Here is a 14,514-nt window from a genome sequence, read left to right on the forward strand (position 1 = left end):
CGATTGTTTGATCGAGATTCTCAGCTGCGCAATTGTGCAACTGAGTTCACGCTACACGTGCCCCGGAATGGCGGGTATGACTTAAGTGCCCGCGGTGAAGAACGAGGCCAGCCGGGTCGTGATGTTCTCGGCGATCTCGTTGGCGGCGCGATCCTCGGCATCGCGCACGGCGCGGTTGCGGGAGAAGCGCTGATAGGAGCCCGGCATGTCGTAGGACACGCGTGAGAAGGTCGAGCCGGTCATGACCGACTTGCCGGTCGCGACGTCGATCAGATTGTACTGGGCGTCGATGCCGAGATTTTCGCTGGTCGGCAATCCCGTCGTGGCGCTGACGATCAGCGAGGAACGGCTGGTGGTGAAGCGGATGTCCAGCCGGTGGGTCGGCGGCATGCCCGTCGCAGAGCCGTAAAGCTTGAAGGCCAGCGCGTTGCGGATTTCGACGCCGACGCGGGCCTCGCGGGAGGCGTTGGGCTTGCTGATCGGGGGCAGCTCGACCCCCATCAGCTTCTCGCGCAGGCCGGGGGTCCCGTCGTTCCGCTCGGCATACATCGGCTGGAAACAGCCGGCCGTCAGCGCGGCCAAGGCGGCGACCGCCAGCAAGCGGGCTGCGATGCGGATCCTAGCCGACAACATTTACGATCCTCTTGGGGACGATGATCACCTTGCGGACGGGCTTGCCGTCCAGGGCCAGCTTTACCGCATCGAGGGCCAAAACGGCAGCCTCGATTTCCGGATTCTGGGCCGCTGTTGCAACTGTGACCTCACCCCGCTTCTTGCCGTTGACCTGGACCACCAGGGTCACGCTGTCCTCAACCAGCAAATCGCGTTCGATTTGGGGCCAATTGGCCTCGGAAACCAGCCCGCTCTGGCCCAGAGCCTGCCAGCACTCCTCGGCGAGGTGCGGCATCATCGGGGAGAATAGCTGGACCAGGATCTGGCTGGCTTCCCGGATCGCCCAAGCCAAATCTGGCGCGAGATCGGCCGCTGGCTGGCCGGGACGCTGCAGGATCTCCGAGAAGGCGTTGGCGAATTCGCGGATATGGGCCAGGCAGACGTTGAAGTGCAGCCGCTCGATCCCGGTGGTGACCTTGTCGAGCGCGCCGTGGGCGGCCTTGCGCAGGGCGGTGGCGTCCGGACCGAAGCTGGCCGGCCGGGCCGACGGCGCGGCGTTGCCGAGTTCGACGGAATCGTTCACCAGCCGCCATAGCCGCTGCACGAAGCGCGAGGCGCCCTGGACGCGCTCGTCGCTCCAGATCACGTCGCGGTCGGGCGGCGAATCCGACAGCATGAACCAGCGGGCGACGTCGGCGCCGTAGGTCTCGATGATGTCGTCGGGGTCGACCGTGTTCTTCTTCGACTTCGACATCTTCTCGATCGGGCCGATCTGGACGTCTTCGCCCGAAGTCAGCAGCGTGGCGCGGCGTCCGTTGCCGCCAACTTCGATCTTCACTTCGGCCGGCTGCACATAGGTACCGTCGGCCTTCTGGTAGGTCTCGTGCACCACCATACCTTGCGTGAACATTCCGGCGAACGGCTCGTCCAGCGCGATGTGCCCGGTCGCCTTCATCGCGCGGGTGAAGAAGCGGCTGTAGAGCAGATGCAGGATCGCATGCTCGACACCCCCGATATACTGGTCGACCGGCAGCATCCGGTTGGCGACCGCAGGCGTCGTCGGCGCGGTCTCGTTCCAGGGGTCGGTGAAGCGCGCAAAATACCAGGACGAATCCACGAAGGTGTCCATGGTGTCGGTTTCGCGGTTAGCCTTGCCGCCGCATTTCGGGCAGGTGACGTGCTTCCAGGTCGGGTGATGGTCCAGCGCGTTGCCCGGCTTGTCGAAGCTCACATCCTCCGGCAGCACCACGGGCAGGTCGGCATCCGGCACCGGCACGACGTCGCACTTCGGGCAATGGATCACGGGGATCGGGCAGCCCCAATAGCGCTGGCGTGAGATGCCCCAGTCGCGCAGGCGGAAATTGACCTGCCGCTCGCCAACCGGCGCGTTGCCGCGCAGCTCGCTTTCCAGGCGCTTTGCAACTTCGTCCTTGGCCTGATCGATGGTCATGCCGTCGAGGAAGCGCGAATTAATCATGCGGCCGTCACCGTCATAGGCGGTGTCGGTGATGACGAAGGTCTTGGGATCCTGGCCCTCGGGGCACACGACGGGCGTGTTGCCGAGATTGTACTTGTTGACGAAGTCGAGGTCGCGCTGGTCGTGCGCCGGGCAGCCGAAGATCGCGCCGGTGCCGTATTCCATCAGCACGAAATTGGCGACATAGACCGGCAGCTTCCAGCTCGGATCGAACGGATGCACCGCGCGGATGCCGGTGTCGAAACCCTGCTTCTCCGCGGTGTCGATGATCGATTGCGCGGTGCCGATCTTCTTGATGTCGGCAATGAACTCCGCAAGCCTCGGATTTTTCGCGGCGGCGGCCTGCGCCAGCGGATGATCCGCCGAGATCGCCATGAACTTCGCGCCGAACAGGGTGTCAGGGCGCGTCGTGAAAATCTTCAGCTCGTTCTCACCGGCGGGCGTCGTCGCTGCATCCAGCGCGAAACGGATCAAGAGACCCTCGGAGCGGCCGATCCAGTTGCGCTGCATCAGCCTGACCTTGTCGGGCCAGCGGTCGAGCCCATCCAGCGCGGACAGCAGCTCCTGCGAGTACTTCGTGATCTTGAAGACCCACTGGCTCATCTCGCGCTGTTCGACGACGGCACCGGAGCGCCAGCCGCGGCCGTCGATCACCTGCTCGTTGGCGAGCACGGTCATGTCGACCGGATCCCAGTTGAGCTTGCGCTTCTCGCGCTCGGCGAGGCCGGCGGCGAGCATGTCCAGGAACATCTTCTGCTGATGCTTGTAGTAGCTGGGGTCGCAGGTCGCGAATTCGCGGCTCCAGTCCAGCGACAGCCCGATCGAGCGGAGCTGCTTCTTCATCGCGGCGATGTTGTCGTAGGTCCAGGCCTTGGGCGCGACCTTGCGCTCGATCGCGGCATTCTCGGCCGGCAGGCCGAAGGCGTCCCAGCCCATCGGGTGCAGCACGTTGAACCCCTTGGCGCGCATGAAGCGGGCCAGCACGTCGCCGAGCGTGTAATTCCGGACATGGCCGATATGGATGCGCCCGGACGGGTAGGGAAACATCTCGAGCACATAATATTTCGGCCGAGAATCATCGTTCTTGGAGACGAAGATCGCCTGTTCGTCCCAGAGGCGTTGCCAGCGCGGTTCGGCGTCGCGGGCGTTATAGCGTTCGGAGGTCATGGAATCGTTGGGGTTTTTTTGGGTTCGGCCGTCTCAAGACGGCGGACTAGGCCATAGAAGTCCTCAAGGGGTCAATGGGTTGCCGCGATTTGGAACCTTGCCCGGCGTCTCCGCATAACTACGAGGGCCCACGTTGGGGTGGGATTAAGGGCTCAATGCCAATTTGCGGCCTGACGAGACCGCATGACCACGATGGATCCCAGCTTCGACGAACTCGATTACGACTACGCCGCGTCCGTCGCCGGACGGGCTATGCGGAGCATGGCCGAACAGCGGATTGCGCCGACCCCGGCCAGTTTTGCCGTCTGGTTCCTGTATTTCGCGGGCGGCCATGACGATCTGCGCAACGCCATCGATCTCCTGATCGACCATAATCGTCCCTTCGACAGCAGGACCAATCAGGACCTGTTCAGGACCTATGTCGCGCCCCAGGTGAGTGCCGCCGCTGTGGTCGACACGTCCGAGCGGCTGCAGGCCCTCATGGGGGCGGCCAGGGAATTTCTGGCGACCGCAATCGCTGACAACCATTCGCAGATGCAGGTCATCAGCGAGGTCGCCGACCAGGGCAAGTCCGGCGTCGATCCGAAGGCGCTGGTTGCCCAGCTCATGAACGAGCTGGCCCGTGCGGCCACGAGGGCGACGCGCCTGGAAGCGGGCTTTGTCGAAAAGGCCCGCGAGCTCGACGTGATCCGCGACTCGCTGTCCAAATCCGAGGAGCGCGCGCGGACCGACACGCTGACGGGCCTCGCCAACCGGCGGGCGCTCGATGAATTCCTGCGCAAGGCGCAAGTCACCGCGGACTGGGGCGAGCCGCTCGGCGTGCTCCTGCTCGACATCGACCACTTCAAGACCTTCAACGACGAGTTCGGCCATGGCGTCGGCGACCAGGTGCTGCGCCTGATCGCAAAGGTGCTGCGCGAAAAGGTGCGCGCGCAGGATCTGCCGGCGCGCTATGGCGGCGAGGAGCTGATCGCGGTGCTGCCGGGCGCCGATCTTGCCGCTTGCGTCGAGATCGCCGAGCATGTCAGGCGCGCGATCGCCGAATGCAGGATCACCCGTCGCTCGACCGGCGAGACCTTGCCCCATATCAGCGTGTCGATCGGCGTGGCGCAGTATCGGGCCAGTGAAGCCATCGCCGATCTCATCGAGCGCTGCGACCGCGCGCTCTACCTTGCCAAGGGCGGCGGCCGCAATCGCGTGGTGACGGAGATCGAGCTCGATCGCGACGGGGCTGCGGGATAGCAAGCGGGGTGAGGTGAAGCGACCGCGCGCTACGCGCTGGCCGCCATCATCATATCTGCCGCGCTGGTCTCGATCGCCTGCACCCCGTGCTCGACGACCTTGTTGCGGCCGCGGTGCTTGGCGGCGTAGAGCGCGGCGTCGGCGGCTTCGATGAGATCGCCGGGACGCAAGGCCTCATTGGGCTTCGCCGCGGCCACGCCGATCGAGACCGTGACGATCATGTGGGCAGAGGTGATGTGGGGCAGGCACAGCTTCAGCACGGCCGCACGCACCAGCTCGCCGATTTCCACGGCGCGGTTCACATCGGTGTTCGGCAGCAGCAGGCAGAATTCCTCGCCGCCGTAGCGCGCCGCAAAGCCCATCGTGTCGGCGGCGATGCCGGAGAGCGACTCGCCGAGCCGGGTCAGGCAGGAATCACCTTCGAGATGGCCATAGGTGTCATTGAACAGCTTGAAATGATCGACGTCGATCATCAGCAGCGCGAGATCGCTGCCATATTGCTGCGCCCGCATCCATTCGAAGTCGAGCCGGCTCTGGAAGCCACGTCGATTGGCGAGGCCTGACAGCATGTCGATCGAGGCCATCACCGTCAGCCGGTCGTTGCTCGCGATCAGCTCGCGCTCGCGCTGGCTCAGTTGCGCAGCCATCGCGTTGAAGGCGCGGGCCAGCGGCACGAATTCGGCAGGCAGGCGATTGCGCGCCGCGCGGGCCGACAGATCGCCCTCGCCGAGACGCTTGGCCATGTCTGCGAGCATCTCGATCGGCTTGATGACGAGCTTTTCGGCGGCGATCAGCGCGCCGAGCAGGACGAACACGACGACGAAAGCGAGCTGGAGATAGGCGGTGCGGATGTCGCGGCTCACCGCCGCGGACACCTTGTCCTCGTCGATGCTGGCGATCAGGCGGGCATTGGTGCCGGCGATGCGGATGTAGCTGACCGCGCGGCGCGAGCCGTCGGCGGCAAGGAAAGACAGCGAGCCTTCGTCCTGGTCCGACCGCAGCGCCTTGTCGGCGATCGCGGACATCAGCGGCATGTTGTCGAGCGGGCGGCCGACTGCGCTGTGCTGGTCGGCCGGCGCGGCGAGCACGGTGCCGGCGCTGTCGACCAGCACGGCGGTGATGCCGGCGCGGCCGCCGAGATTGTTCATCACCTTCGACATCCAGTCGAGATTGACGGTGGCGAGCACGACGGCGTCGGATGTGCCGCTGAAGGCGGACACCGGATAGACTGCCATCACGGTCGGCGACAGTACCGGTCGCGACAGGATGAAATCGCTCAGCACGAAACGGCCGGTTTCCTGCGCCTGCTGAAAGTAAGGCCGGTCGCTGAGGTCGAGGCCGACATACATGTTGTTGGTGGCGCATTGGATGCGTCCGTCCTGGCCGGCGATCAACAGCGTGCGGATCCAGGGCAGGTTCGACGGCAGGCTCGCGCGCAGCACGTCGCAGCTCTTGCTGACGCCGCCGGCGGAGGCGCGGATGAAAGCTTCCGATTTCAGGATGGTCTCGACCGACGAGATCACCTCACGCTGCGCATCGGCGGAGTGCCTAGCGACGGTGGTGAACTCAACCGTGGCCTGCGCGATCTGCCGGGTGCGGGTGTCTTCGAGCGAACGGATGCGCTCCAGCATCAAGGGCGCCACCAGAATCACGGCGAGCAACGCAAGACGTGCCCGGATTCCGAGAACCTGCTTGAGTTTCGCTCGTTTGCGGTTGAAACTGACGCTTGCCATCTTCGCTACCCACCCCGTCGAGCAGGGTAAAGCGAAGGGTTCAAAAACTCTTTCTTGAACTCGGTAAAATTGGACTTACCCAGGTTACGACCTTAATCAATCGACCTCATGACAGAAGCCAACGCCGCGCCGGTAACCGGCCATTCACCAAACGCGCTCGCCGCGGTCGAAGCCGAAATCGCCCGCGCCTGCAGGGATGCGCGACGCGATCGCGCCACCGTGACGCTGATCGCGGTGTCCAAGACTTTCGCCGCGGATGCCATTTCCCCGATCATCGAGGCCGGACAGCGCGTATTCGGCGAGAATCGGGTGCAGGAGGCCAAGAGCAAGTGGCCCGCGTTAATGTCTGCTTACCCCGGCATCGCGCTGCATCTGATCGGACCGCTGCAATCGAACAAGGCGAAAGAGGCGGTCGCGCTGTTCGATGCCATCCACTCGGTCGACCGTCCGAGCATTTGCCAAGCGTTAGCCAAGGAAATCGAATCCCAGAACAAGCACCCGCAGCTCTTCGTCCAGATCAATACCGGCGAGGAGCCGCAGAAGGCCGGCGTCGCGCCCGGCGAGGCCGATGCCTTCCTCGCCAGCTGCCGCGACACCTATGGGCTGACGATCTCCGGGCTGATGTGCATCCCCCCGGTCGACGAGCCGCCGGCGGCGCATTTCGCGCTGACCGCCAAGATCGCCGCGCGCAATGGATTGAAGAATCTGTCGATGGGCATGAGCGCGGATTTTGCCACCGCCATCATGCTCGGCGCCACCCATGTGCGCGTGGGTAGCGCGATCTTCGGGCATCGGTGAGAGCTGCTGGCGACGGCTGCCCCACTAAGGTGGATCGATGAGGCTCGCTCTCGTGTCCCGGACAAGCTGCAACGCCGAAGCGTTGCAGTGCAGAGCCGGGACCCAGAGCAACAAGGTACAATGCGGCGAAATGGGCCCCGCCTCTGCAGCGCACCGCTAAGGGCGCTGCGCTGCGTCCGGGGCACGTGCGCGAAGTGCGATGCTCACAATGACGGCGACGTTTACACGAATCCCACCGACGCTTTCCCCAGGACGCCAAAATCCACCGCGAAATGATCGCCGGCCTCGATCGGCAGCGGCGAATGGCACGTGCCCGTGGTCACCACCTGCCCTGCCCGCAAGGTGATGCCGAGCCCGGAGAGCTCGTTGGCAAGCCAGGCGAGTGCAGCGCGGGGATCGCCGAGCACGTTCTTGCCGTGGCCGATATAATGCCGGCCGCGCAACGTGATCTGCGGCCGTTCCTCGACGAGATCCATTGCGCGCCAATTCGCGGATGTCGCCGCGCCCAGCACGAACAGATGCGCGCAGGCATTGTCGGCGATGAGCTGCGCTTCGCCGGCGCCGGCGAAATCGACGAAGCGCGAATCCGGAATTTCGATCGCGGGATGCAAGGTGTCGACGGCGGCGAGCACTTCGTCGACGGTGTACGGCGTTGCGCGGGGCGGCAGATCGCGTCCCATGCGAAAACAAAATTCCGGCTCGCCGACGCGCATCGCGTTGCCCTTCATCGATGCGGTGCCGCCATCGGCAATCACGGTGTCGCTCATGATGCGACCGGCCAGCGGCCCCGCGACATTGATGTGCCTCTGTCCGGACTCGCTCGTTGCTGCGATCTTCCAGCCGAACAATTTTCCAGGCGATTGCGTTTCGAGTGCGGCCTGGATGGCGTAGCCGTCAGCGCGGCTCTGTGGCCGCAACTGTTCTTCCAGCGCATCGAGCTTGGTGCCGTCACGCCAATGCCGGTCGAGCACGCGCGATGCGGCCGCGATCTGATCCTTCCCGAGCATGTCCCCTCACCCGATGATGATTCTTGTTCTTGGTCCCAGCCGTCGCAGCAATTGTAGCATCGCCGCCTTGGTCATCGAGACGCAGCCCGCCGTCGGGCCGAAATTGTCGCGGGCAAGGTGCAGGAACACCGCGCTGCCGCGGCCGGCGATGCGCGGCCGGGTGTTGTGGTCGATTTCGATGATGAAGTCGTAGAGATGGTCGGCGCGCTTGAGCCGGTCACCGCCCTGCCCCTCGGGAAGCCGGATGCCCTGGTTGTAATGGCGGTCCCTGGGATCCTCGCACCAGGCGTCCTCGCCGGTGATGATCCGGGCCGGCAAGAAGCTCTGCGGACGGCTATGCCGGTCGCTCCGCCACCACAGGCGCCTGGGATGGAAGCTGCCCCTCGGGGTGCCGCCGTCACCCTCGCGCTTGTTGGCGAGGATGCCGCCCCTCCCCAGTGCGACCGGTATGGTCAGAGCTCCGGCCAACAGCCAGCCCCGGCGCGGATTCCCGGCCGCAGGCTTAACGCGGATCGCGGACAGCGGTCCGGCACCTTGATTTGTGGTGTAACTAGCTGAAGCTGCTTTATTTTTCATGTGAACGTGTAATGTCGAATTCATTACAGGACATTCATCAAAACGCCCTGCTATTCTGGGTTAGAGTGCTTCCGGCTTGTGAATCGGTAACAGCCCACTACTTCAACACGAACAACAATAACAACAGCGACCCCTAAACTTCCCTCACGGCTGGGTGCAGCATGCTTGCGCGCCGAGTCGGACCCCAAAAGGATGACCCCCTATGGCCAATGCCCGCAAGATCCTGATCGTGGATGACGATACCGATCTGCGTGACACGTTGGTGGAGCAATTATCGCTGCACGAAGAATTCGAAGCCTCCGCCGTCGATACCGGCGCCAAGGGCGCGAGCGCCGCCAAGGCCAATGCCCCCGACCTTGTTCTGATGGATGTCGGCCTGCCCGACACCGACGGCCGCGAGGTAGTCCGCTCCCTGCGCAAGGGCGGTTTCAAGGCCCCGATCATCATGCTGACCGGGCACGACACCGATTCCGACACGATTTTGGGGCTGGAATCCGGCGCCAACGACTATGTGGCGAAGCCCTTCCGCTTCGCGGTCCTGCTGGCCCGCATCCGCGCCCAGCTCCGCCAGCACGAGGCCAGCGAGGACGCGGTGTTCTCGGTCGGCCCCTACTCCTTCCGGCCCGGCTCCAAGATGCTCACCGCCGCCAATGCGCGCAAGGTGCGGCTCACGGAGAAGGAAACTGCCATCCTCCGCTTCCTCTACCGCGCCGGCCAGATGCCGGTGTCGCGCGAGACCCTGCTTCAGGAGGTCTGGGGCTATAATTCCGGCGTCACCACCCACACGCTGGAAACCCACATCTACCGTCTGCGCCAGAAGATCGAGAAGGATGCCGCCAACCCGGAAATCCTGGTCACCGAAGCCGGTGGCTACAAGCTGGTGCCGTGATACGCTTGAGGGGCGTGCGAATCGTTTTAGATCGCATGCCCTTGAGCCTCGGATCTGAATGTCAATCGACGACGACGTAGCGCTTCTCGAGCGAGTCCCGACACTGCGCCTGTTGGGCGACGCCTCGTTGCGCATGCTGGCGATCGGCTCCGAGCAGCGCGACTTCGTTCGCGGCGATACCCTGTTCAACCTCGGCGACGCCGCCGATGCCGGCTTCGTGGTCCAGCGCGGCGCCTTCCGGGTCGAGGACGGCGCAGGCGCCGAAATGATCGCCGGTCCCGGCGCGTTGATCGGCGAGCTTGCGCTGGTGGTGCCGATGAAGCGGCCGTCGAGCGCGATCGCGCTGGAGCACTCCTCCGTCATCCGCGTCGCCCGCAGCCTGTTCCAGCGCGTGCTCGAAAGCGATCCGGCGGCGGCGGTACGTCTGCGTGACGAATTCGCGGTGCGCTCAAGTCAGATCGCCAGCGACATCCTGATGGCGGGCGCTAAGCTGACGTCGTAGCTCTCTCGTCATTCCGGGGCGCGCGCAGCGCGAACCCGGAATGACGACGGAGGCCTAGACCTCCAGCGTCACCGTCACAGGCACATGGTCCGATGGACGCTCCCAGCTCCGCGCGTCGCGCAAAATCTTGAAATCGCTGACCGCATCCTTCAGCGCGCGCGAGACCCAGATGTGGTCGAGTCGGCGGCCGCGGTCGCCGACGGTCCAGTCGGCGGAGCGGTAGCTCCACCACGTATAGACCTTCTCCGACATCGGAATGCGGTCGCGTGCGACGTCGACCCATTCGCCGGCTTCGAGCGCCGCCTTAAGCTTCTCCGTCTCGACAGGCGTATGCGAGACAACCTTCAGAAGCTGCTTGTGCGACCACACGTCGTTCTCGTGCGGGGCGACGTTGAGATCGCCGACCAGGATGTGACGATCCTCGCCGCGCGGGTGCAGCGGCTCGCACGCTTTCATCTCGTCGAGGAAGCGAAGCTTGTGGTCGAACTTCTCGTTCAACGCGGGATCTGGAATGTCGCCGCCGGCGGGCACGTAGAAATTATGCAGCACCAGCGGCTTCGCGATGTTGGCTTTGTCACCGAAGGACACGGAAATGTGCCGCGAATCCACCTTATCGCAGAAGGTGCGGATGTCGGTCGACTCGAACGGAATCTTCGAGACGATGGCAACGCCGTGATAGCCTTTCTGCCCGTTCAGCGCGACGTGCTCATAGCCGAGCCGCTTGAAGCGCTTCAGCGGAAAGGCATCGTCGATGCACTTGGTCTCCTGGAGGCACAGCACGTCCGGCCGCGCGCTCTTGAGGAATTTCGCGACCAGGTCGATGCGCAGCCGCACCGAATTGATGTTCCAGGTTGTCAGGGAAAAACGCATGGGAAATGCGTCTTAGCACGGATTGGTGCGGGGAAAATGCTTGTCCACAGCGAGCTCTCGTAGGTGGGCAAAGCGAAGCGTGCCCACGTCTTTTCGAGCTTGGCGAGGCGAGCGGTGGGCACACTCTCGTGCCCCGGACGCTGCGCGGCACGAAGTGACGCGCTGCTGAGCCGGGGCTCATTTGAGCCGCGCACTGGGTCCGGCTCTGCGCAGCAACGCCAAGAACGTTGCAGCGCGTCCGGGACACGAGAGCTCAGCCCGGCGCCGGGCCGTAATTGGTGAAATCGATCTTGAACATGCTGGGATCGAGCTTCTTGCTCGAATCCAGGTTGTAGACCGCGATCGTGGTGTCGTAGCCCTGCGGATCGGTGACGGTCCATTGCTTGAGCTGGCCGTCCTTGGCGCCGAACATCAGCAGAAGGCGGCTGGTGCCGACCAGGGCCTGCTTCTCCTCGATGGTGACGCTGACGAAGACGTCGTCGGCCGAGACGCCGACGACATTGGTGTCCTTCATCAGGTCGATGCGGTCGGACAACAGGAAGCGCAGCGGCGTCTGCGACAGTGGATAGACGTCCTGTGTCGCGAGCTTGCGGTCACGCACCACCAGGGACGAACCATCGGCGACGATGTCGATCGGGCTCGGCGCGTCATATTCGAAGCGGACCTTGCCCGGCTTCTGGATGTAGAAATCGCCCTGCGTCTTGCTGCCGTCGGGGCCGACCTGGACGAAATTCCCGACCAGCGTCGACAGCGATGACAGATAGGCGCTGACCTTGGCGGCCTGTGCCTTCTGGTTGGCGTCGAAGGTCTGGAAGATGCTGCTCGGCACGTTGCGGCGCGGATCCGGGATCACCGGGTTCGGCGGCGGTTGCGTCGCGCCGGTGACGGCGGGCCCACCGCCTCCGGATTGAGCACCATCGCGGCCCTTCGGCGCGGGCTTCGGCACGGGAACGGTCTGGGCGAGGGACGAAGCGGTCACCATCGCCGCGGTGACGAGCAGCACGCCGGCCACGCGCGCGCTTCGCGCAGCGATGGTGGCAGCGAATCGAATGTCCGGATGTCTGATCAACGCGTCGTCCTGTATGGCTAGGCGCCTTTTAGCGTGATTTCGGGCAAAAGCAGATATCGATTTTGCGTGAAATGATGTGTCGAGGCTCCTCGCCTCACATATGGCTGTCTTCTTCCTCGACCAGAATCTCGCGCTTGCCGGCGTGGTTGGCGGGTCCGACGATGCCTTCCAGTTCCATCCGCTCCATCAGCGATGCGGCGCGGTTGTAGCCGATCTGCAGGCGGCGCTGGATGTAGCTGGTCGAGGCCTTGCGGTCGCGTTTGACGATCGCAACCGCCTGCGTGAACAGATCCCCGCCGCCGTCCGCACCCATGCCGCTGGCGTCGAACACGGCGCCGCCGTCCTCGTCTTCGGAGGGCTCTTCGGCCGTGACCGCCTCGAGATATTCCGGCTGGCCCTGCGTCTTGAGGTGGCGCACCACCTTCTCGACTTCCTCGTCGGAGGCAAAGGGTCCGTGCACGCGGCTGATGCGGCCGCCGCCCGCCATGTAGAGCATGTCGCCCTGGCCCAGCAGCTGCTCGGCGCCCATTTCGCCGAGAATGGTGCGGCTGTCGATCTTGGACGTCACCTGGAAGGCGATGCGGGTCGGGAAGTTCGCCTTGATGGTGCCGGTGATGACGTCGACCGACGGACGCTGCGTCGCCAGGATCACGTGCAGGCCGGCGGCGCGCGCCATCTGCGCCAGGCGCTGCACCGCGCCTTCGATGTCCTTGCCGGCGACCATCATCAGGTCGGCCATCTCGTCGACGATGATGACGATGTAGGGCAGCGGATCGAGGGAGAGCTTCTCTTCCTCGTAGATCGCCTTGCCGGTTTCCTTGTCGAAGCCTGTGTGCACCGTGCGCGTCGGCTCCTCGCCCTTGGCTTTCAGCTCGAGCAGGCGCGTGTTGTAGCCGTCGATGTTGCGGACACCGAGCTTGGCCATGTTCTTGTAGCGCTCTTCCATCTCGCGCACCGCCCATTTCAGCGCGACCACCGCCTTCTTCGGGTCGGTCACGACGGGCGTCAGCAGATGGGGGATGCCGTCATAGACGGACAGTTCGAGCATCTTCGGATCGACCATGATCAAGCGGCACTGATCGGGACGCAGCCGGTAGACCAGGCTGAGGATCATGGTGTTGATGGCGACCGATTTGCCGGAGCCGGTGGTGCCGGCGATCAGCATGTGCGGCGTGCGGGCGAGGTCGATGATGACGGGGTCGCCACCGATGGTCTTGCCGAGGCAGAGCGGCAGCTTCGCCACCGTGTCGGTCGCCTCCTTCGCCACCAGCAGCTCGCGCAGGTAAACCTTCTCGCGATGCGCGTTCGGCAATTCGATGCCGATCGCGTTGCGGCCGGGCACGACCGCGACGCGCGCCGACAGCGCGCTCATCGATCGCGCGATGTCGTCGGAAAGCCCGATCACGCGCGAGGACTTGATGCCGGGTGCGGGCTCCAGCTCGTACAGCGTGACGACGGGGCCCGGATTGGCTTTGACGATTTCGCCGCGCACGCCGAAATCCTGGAGCACGCCTTCGAGCGAACGCGAATTGGTTTCGAGCTCGGCCTTGCTGAGCGGCTGCCGGTCGCCCGCCTTCGGCGCGGCCAGCATGGAGACGGACGGCAGATCGAACTTGTCGGAGGATTTCTTGGCAGGAGCTTTCGGGGCAGCCTTCTTGCGTGGGGCGCGCGCGGCCGGCTCTTCCTCTTCCTCCTCTTCTTCCTCCGCTTCCTCGTGCTGATCCTCGTAATCCTCCTCGTCGGACCGCGGCGAGATCGACGGCGCGGCGCGGCCGCCGCCGAGATTCGGCTCCTGGCGGCTGAAGCTGGCGGCCTTGGTCTTCGGTCCGCTCGAGACCAGCGAGCGGTAGGCGGCGCCACAGAGCCAGATCAGCCGCGCCTTTGTGCTCATCAGCGCATGGAACAGCCAGCCCAGCGACACCGAGCCGCGATCGCTGTCCTCGTCCTCCTCGAGCGGCTTGTCGTCCTCCTCGATATCGGGGAGTTCGTCATGCTCGCGCGCGCCGAGGCCGCAGGCGATCAGGAAGGTCGCCGTCATCGCGGCGAACAGGATCGTGCCCAGCACGATGCGATAGATCGTGCCGGGCGGCCCGAAAATCACCGCGGGCGCGCGCACCAGGGCATCGCCGACCACGCCGCCGAGGCCGGTCGGCAGCGGCCATGCACCGCCATGCGGCCAGCAACTGACGAAGCCCGCCGCGATCACCGTGCAGAGAATCCAGGAGCCGAGCCGCAGGGCTTCGCGATCGAACGCGCGATGCGTCATCATGCGCCAGCCCCAGACCGCGACGGTCAGGACCAGCATGATCGCGCCGAGTCCGAGGATCTGCATCGCAAGATCGGCGCCGATCGCGCCGGCATAACCGAGGATGTTGCGGATCGGCCGCGAGGTCGCATGGCTGAGGCTGGGATCCTGCACCGACCAGGTCATCAGCGCGGTCGAGGCGATGCCTGCCAGCGCGATCAGGCCGAGGCCGCTGAGCTCGCGCATGCGTCGCGCCAGACCCTCGCGGATCGACGGCGGCAGATGGCCGACCAGTGGAATGACACGTTCGATTGCCGACATGCTCAC

Annotated in this window: 12 protein-coding genes; 4 read left to right on the forward strand and 8 right to left on the reverse strand. The window is 64.7% G+C overall.

The features are described 5' to 3' along the window. Positions 1-81: 81 nt before the first annotated feature. Both lptE and leuS read right to left on the reverse strand, forming a co-directional pair. Positions 82-633, reverse strand: a complete 552-nt coding sequence (gene lptE / locus UNPF46_RS16750; RefSeq protein ID WP_142250730.1) for an LPS assembly lipoprotein LptE — start codon at positions 631-633, stop codon at positions 82-84. Beyond that, positions 620-3,256, reverse strand: a complete 2,637-nt coding sequence (gene leuS / locus UNPF46_RS16755; RefSeq protein ID WP_142250731.1) for a leucine--tRNA ligase — start codon at positions 3,254-3,256, stop codon at positions 620-622. Before leuS ends, lptE begins: the two co-directional genes overlap by 14 nt. 192 nt (positions 3,257-3,448) lie before the next feature. Here leuS and UNPF46_RS16760 point away from each other — a divergent pair, with 192 nt between their 5' ends. Further along, entirely contained in the window at positions 3,449-4,498 is a 1,050-nt protein-coding gene (locus UNPF46_RS16760; protein ID WP_181769976.1) for a GGDEF domain-containing protein, read from the forward strand. Positions 4,499-4,527: 29 nt separating this feature from the next. Here the strand turns inward: UNPF46_RS16760 and UNPF46_RS16765 are convergent, their stop codons facing one another. Beyond that, positions 4,528-6,231 carry a diguanylate cyclase domain-containing protein gene (locus tag UNPF46_RS16765; protein ID WP_100175278.1) on the reverse strand — a complete coding sequence of 568 codons (1,704 nt, stop codon included), beginning with the start codon at positions 6,229-6,231 and terminating at the stop codon, positions 4,528-4,530. A 108-nt stretch (positions 6,232-6,339) separates the two neighbouring features. On the opposite strand from UNPF46_RS16765, the gene UNPF46_RS16770 reads away from it, so the two are divergent. Continuing rightward, positions 6,340-7,029: a YggS family pyridoxal phosphate-dependent enzyme gene (locus UNPF46_RS16770; RefSeq protein ID WP_100175279.1), complete on the forward strand. Its 690-nt coding sequence runs from the start codon at positions 6,340-6,342 to the stop codon at positions 7,027-7,029. 221 nt (positions 7,030-7,250) lie between these two features. Here the strand turns inward: UNPF46_RS16770 and UNPF46_RS16775 are convergent, their stop codons facing one another. Then, entirely contained in the window at positions 7,251-8,036 is a 786-nt protein-coding gene (locus tag UNPF46_RS16775) for a 2-keto-4-pentenoate hydratase (RefSeq protein ID WP_142250732.1), read from the reverse strand. Between the two features lie 6 nt (positions 8,037-8,042). Continuing rightward, positions 8,043-8,612, reverse strand: a complete 570-nt coding sequence (locus tag UNPF46_RS16780) for a L,D-transpeptidase family protein (protein ID WP_181769977.1) — start codon at positions 8,610-8,612, stop codon at positions 8,043-8,045. A gap of 202 nt (positions 8,613-8,814) precedes the next feature. Here UNPF46_RS16780 and UNPF46_RS16785 point away from each other — a divergent pair, with 202 nt between their 5' ends. Together UNPF46_RS16785 and UNPF46_RS16790 are read left to right on the forward strand one after the other, a co-directional pair. Next, complete coding sequence (locus tag UNPF46_RS16785; RefSeq protein ID WP_007598630.1) at positions 8,815-9,501, forward strand: response regulator transcription factor; 687 nt, start codon at positions 8,815-8,817, stop codon at positions 9,499-9,501. Positions 9,502-9,559: 58 nt separating this feature from the next. Further along, positions 9,560-10,003, forward strand: a complete 444-nt coding sequence (locus UNPF46_RS16790; protein ID WP_100175282.1) for a cyclic nucleotide-binding domain-containing protein — start codon at positions 9,560-9,562, stop codon at positions 10,001-10,003. 54 nt (positions 10,004-10,057) lie between these two features. Here the strand turns inward: UNPF46_RS16790 and xth are convergent, their stop codons facing one another. The 3 genes from xth to UNPF46_RS16805 all read right to left on the reverse strand — a co-directional run bounded on the left by xth (position 10,058) and on the right by UNPF46_RS16805 (position 14,514). After that, positions 10,058-10,873: an exodeoxyribonuclease III gene (xth, locus tag UNPF46_RS16795; protein ID WP_142250734.1), complete on the reverse strand. Its 816-nt coding sequence runs from the start codon at positions 10,871-10,873 to the stop codon at positions 10,058-10,060. Between the two features lie 253 nt (positions 10,874-11,126). Further along, complete coding sequence (locus tag UNPF46_RS16800) at positions 11,127-11,885, reverse strand: outer membrane lipoprotein carrier protein LolA (protein ID WP_100175284.1); 759 nt, start codon at positions 11,883-11,885, stop codon at positions 11,127-11,129. Positions 11,886-12,036: 151 nt separating this feature from the next. Next, positions 12,037-14,514, reverse strand: a complete 2,478-nt coding sequence (locus tag UNPF46_RS16805; RefSeq protein WP_142250735.1) for a DNA translocase FtsK — start codon at positions 14,512-14,514, stop codon at positions 12,037-12,039.

The sequence above is a fragment of the Bradyrhizobium sp. UNPF46 genome, from assembly GCF_006658625.1.
Classification (GTDB): domain Bacteria; phylum Pseudomonadota; class Alphaproteobacteria; order Rhizobiales; family Xanthobacteraceae; genus Bradyrhizobium; species Bradyrhizobium nitroreducens.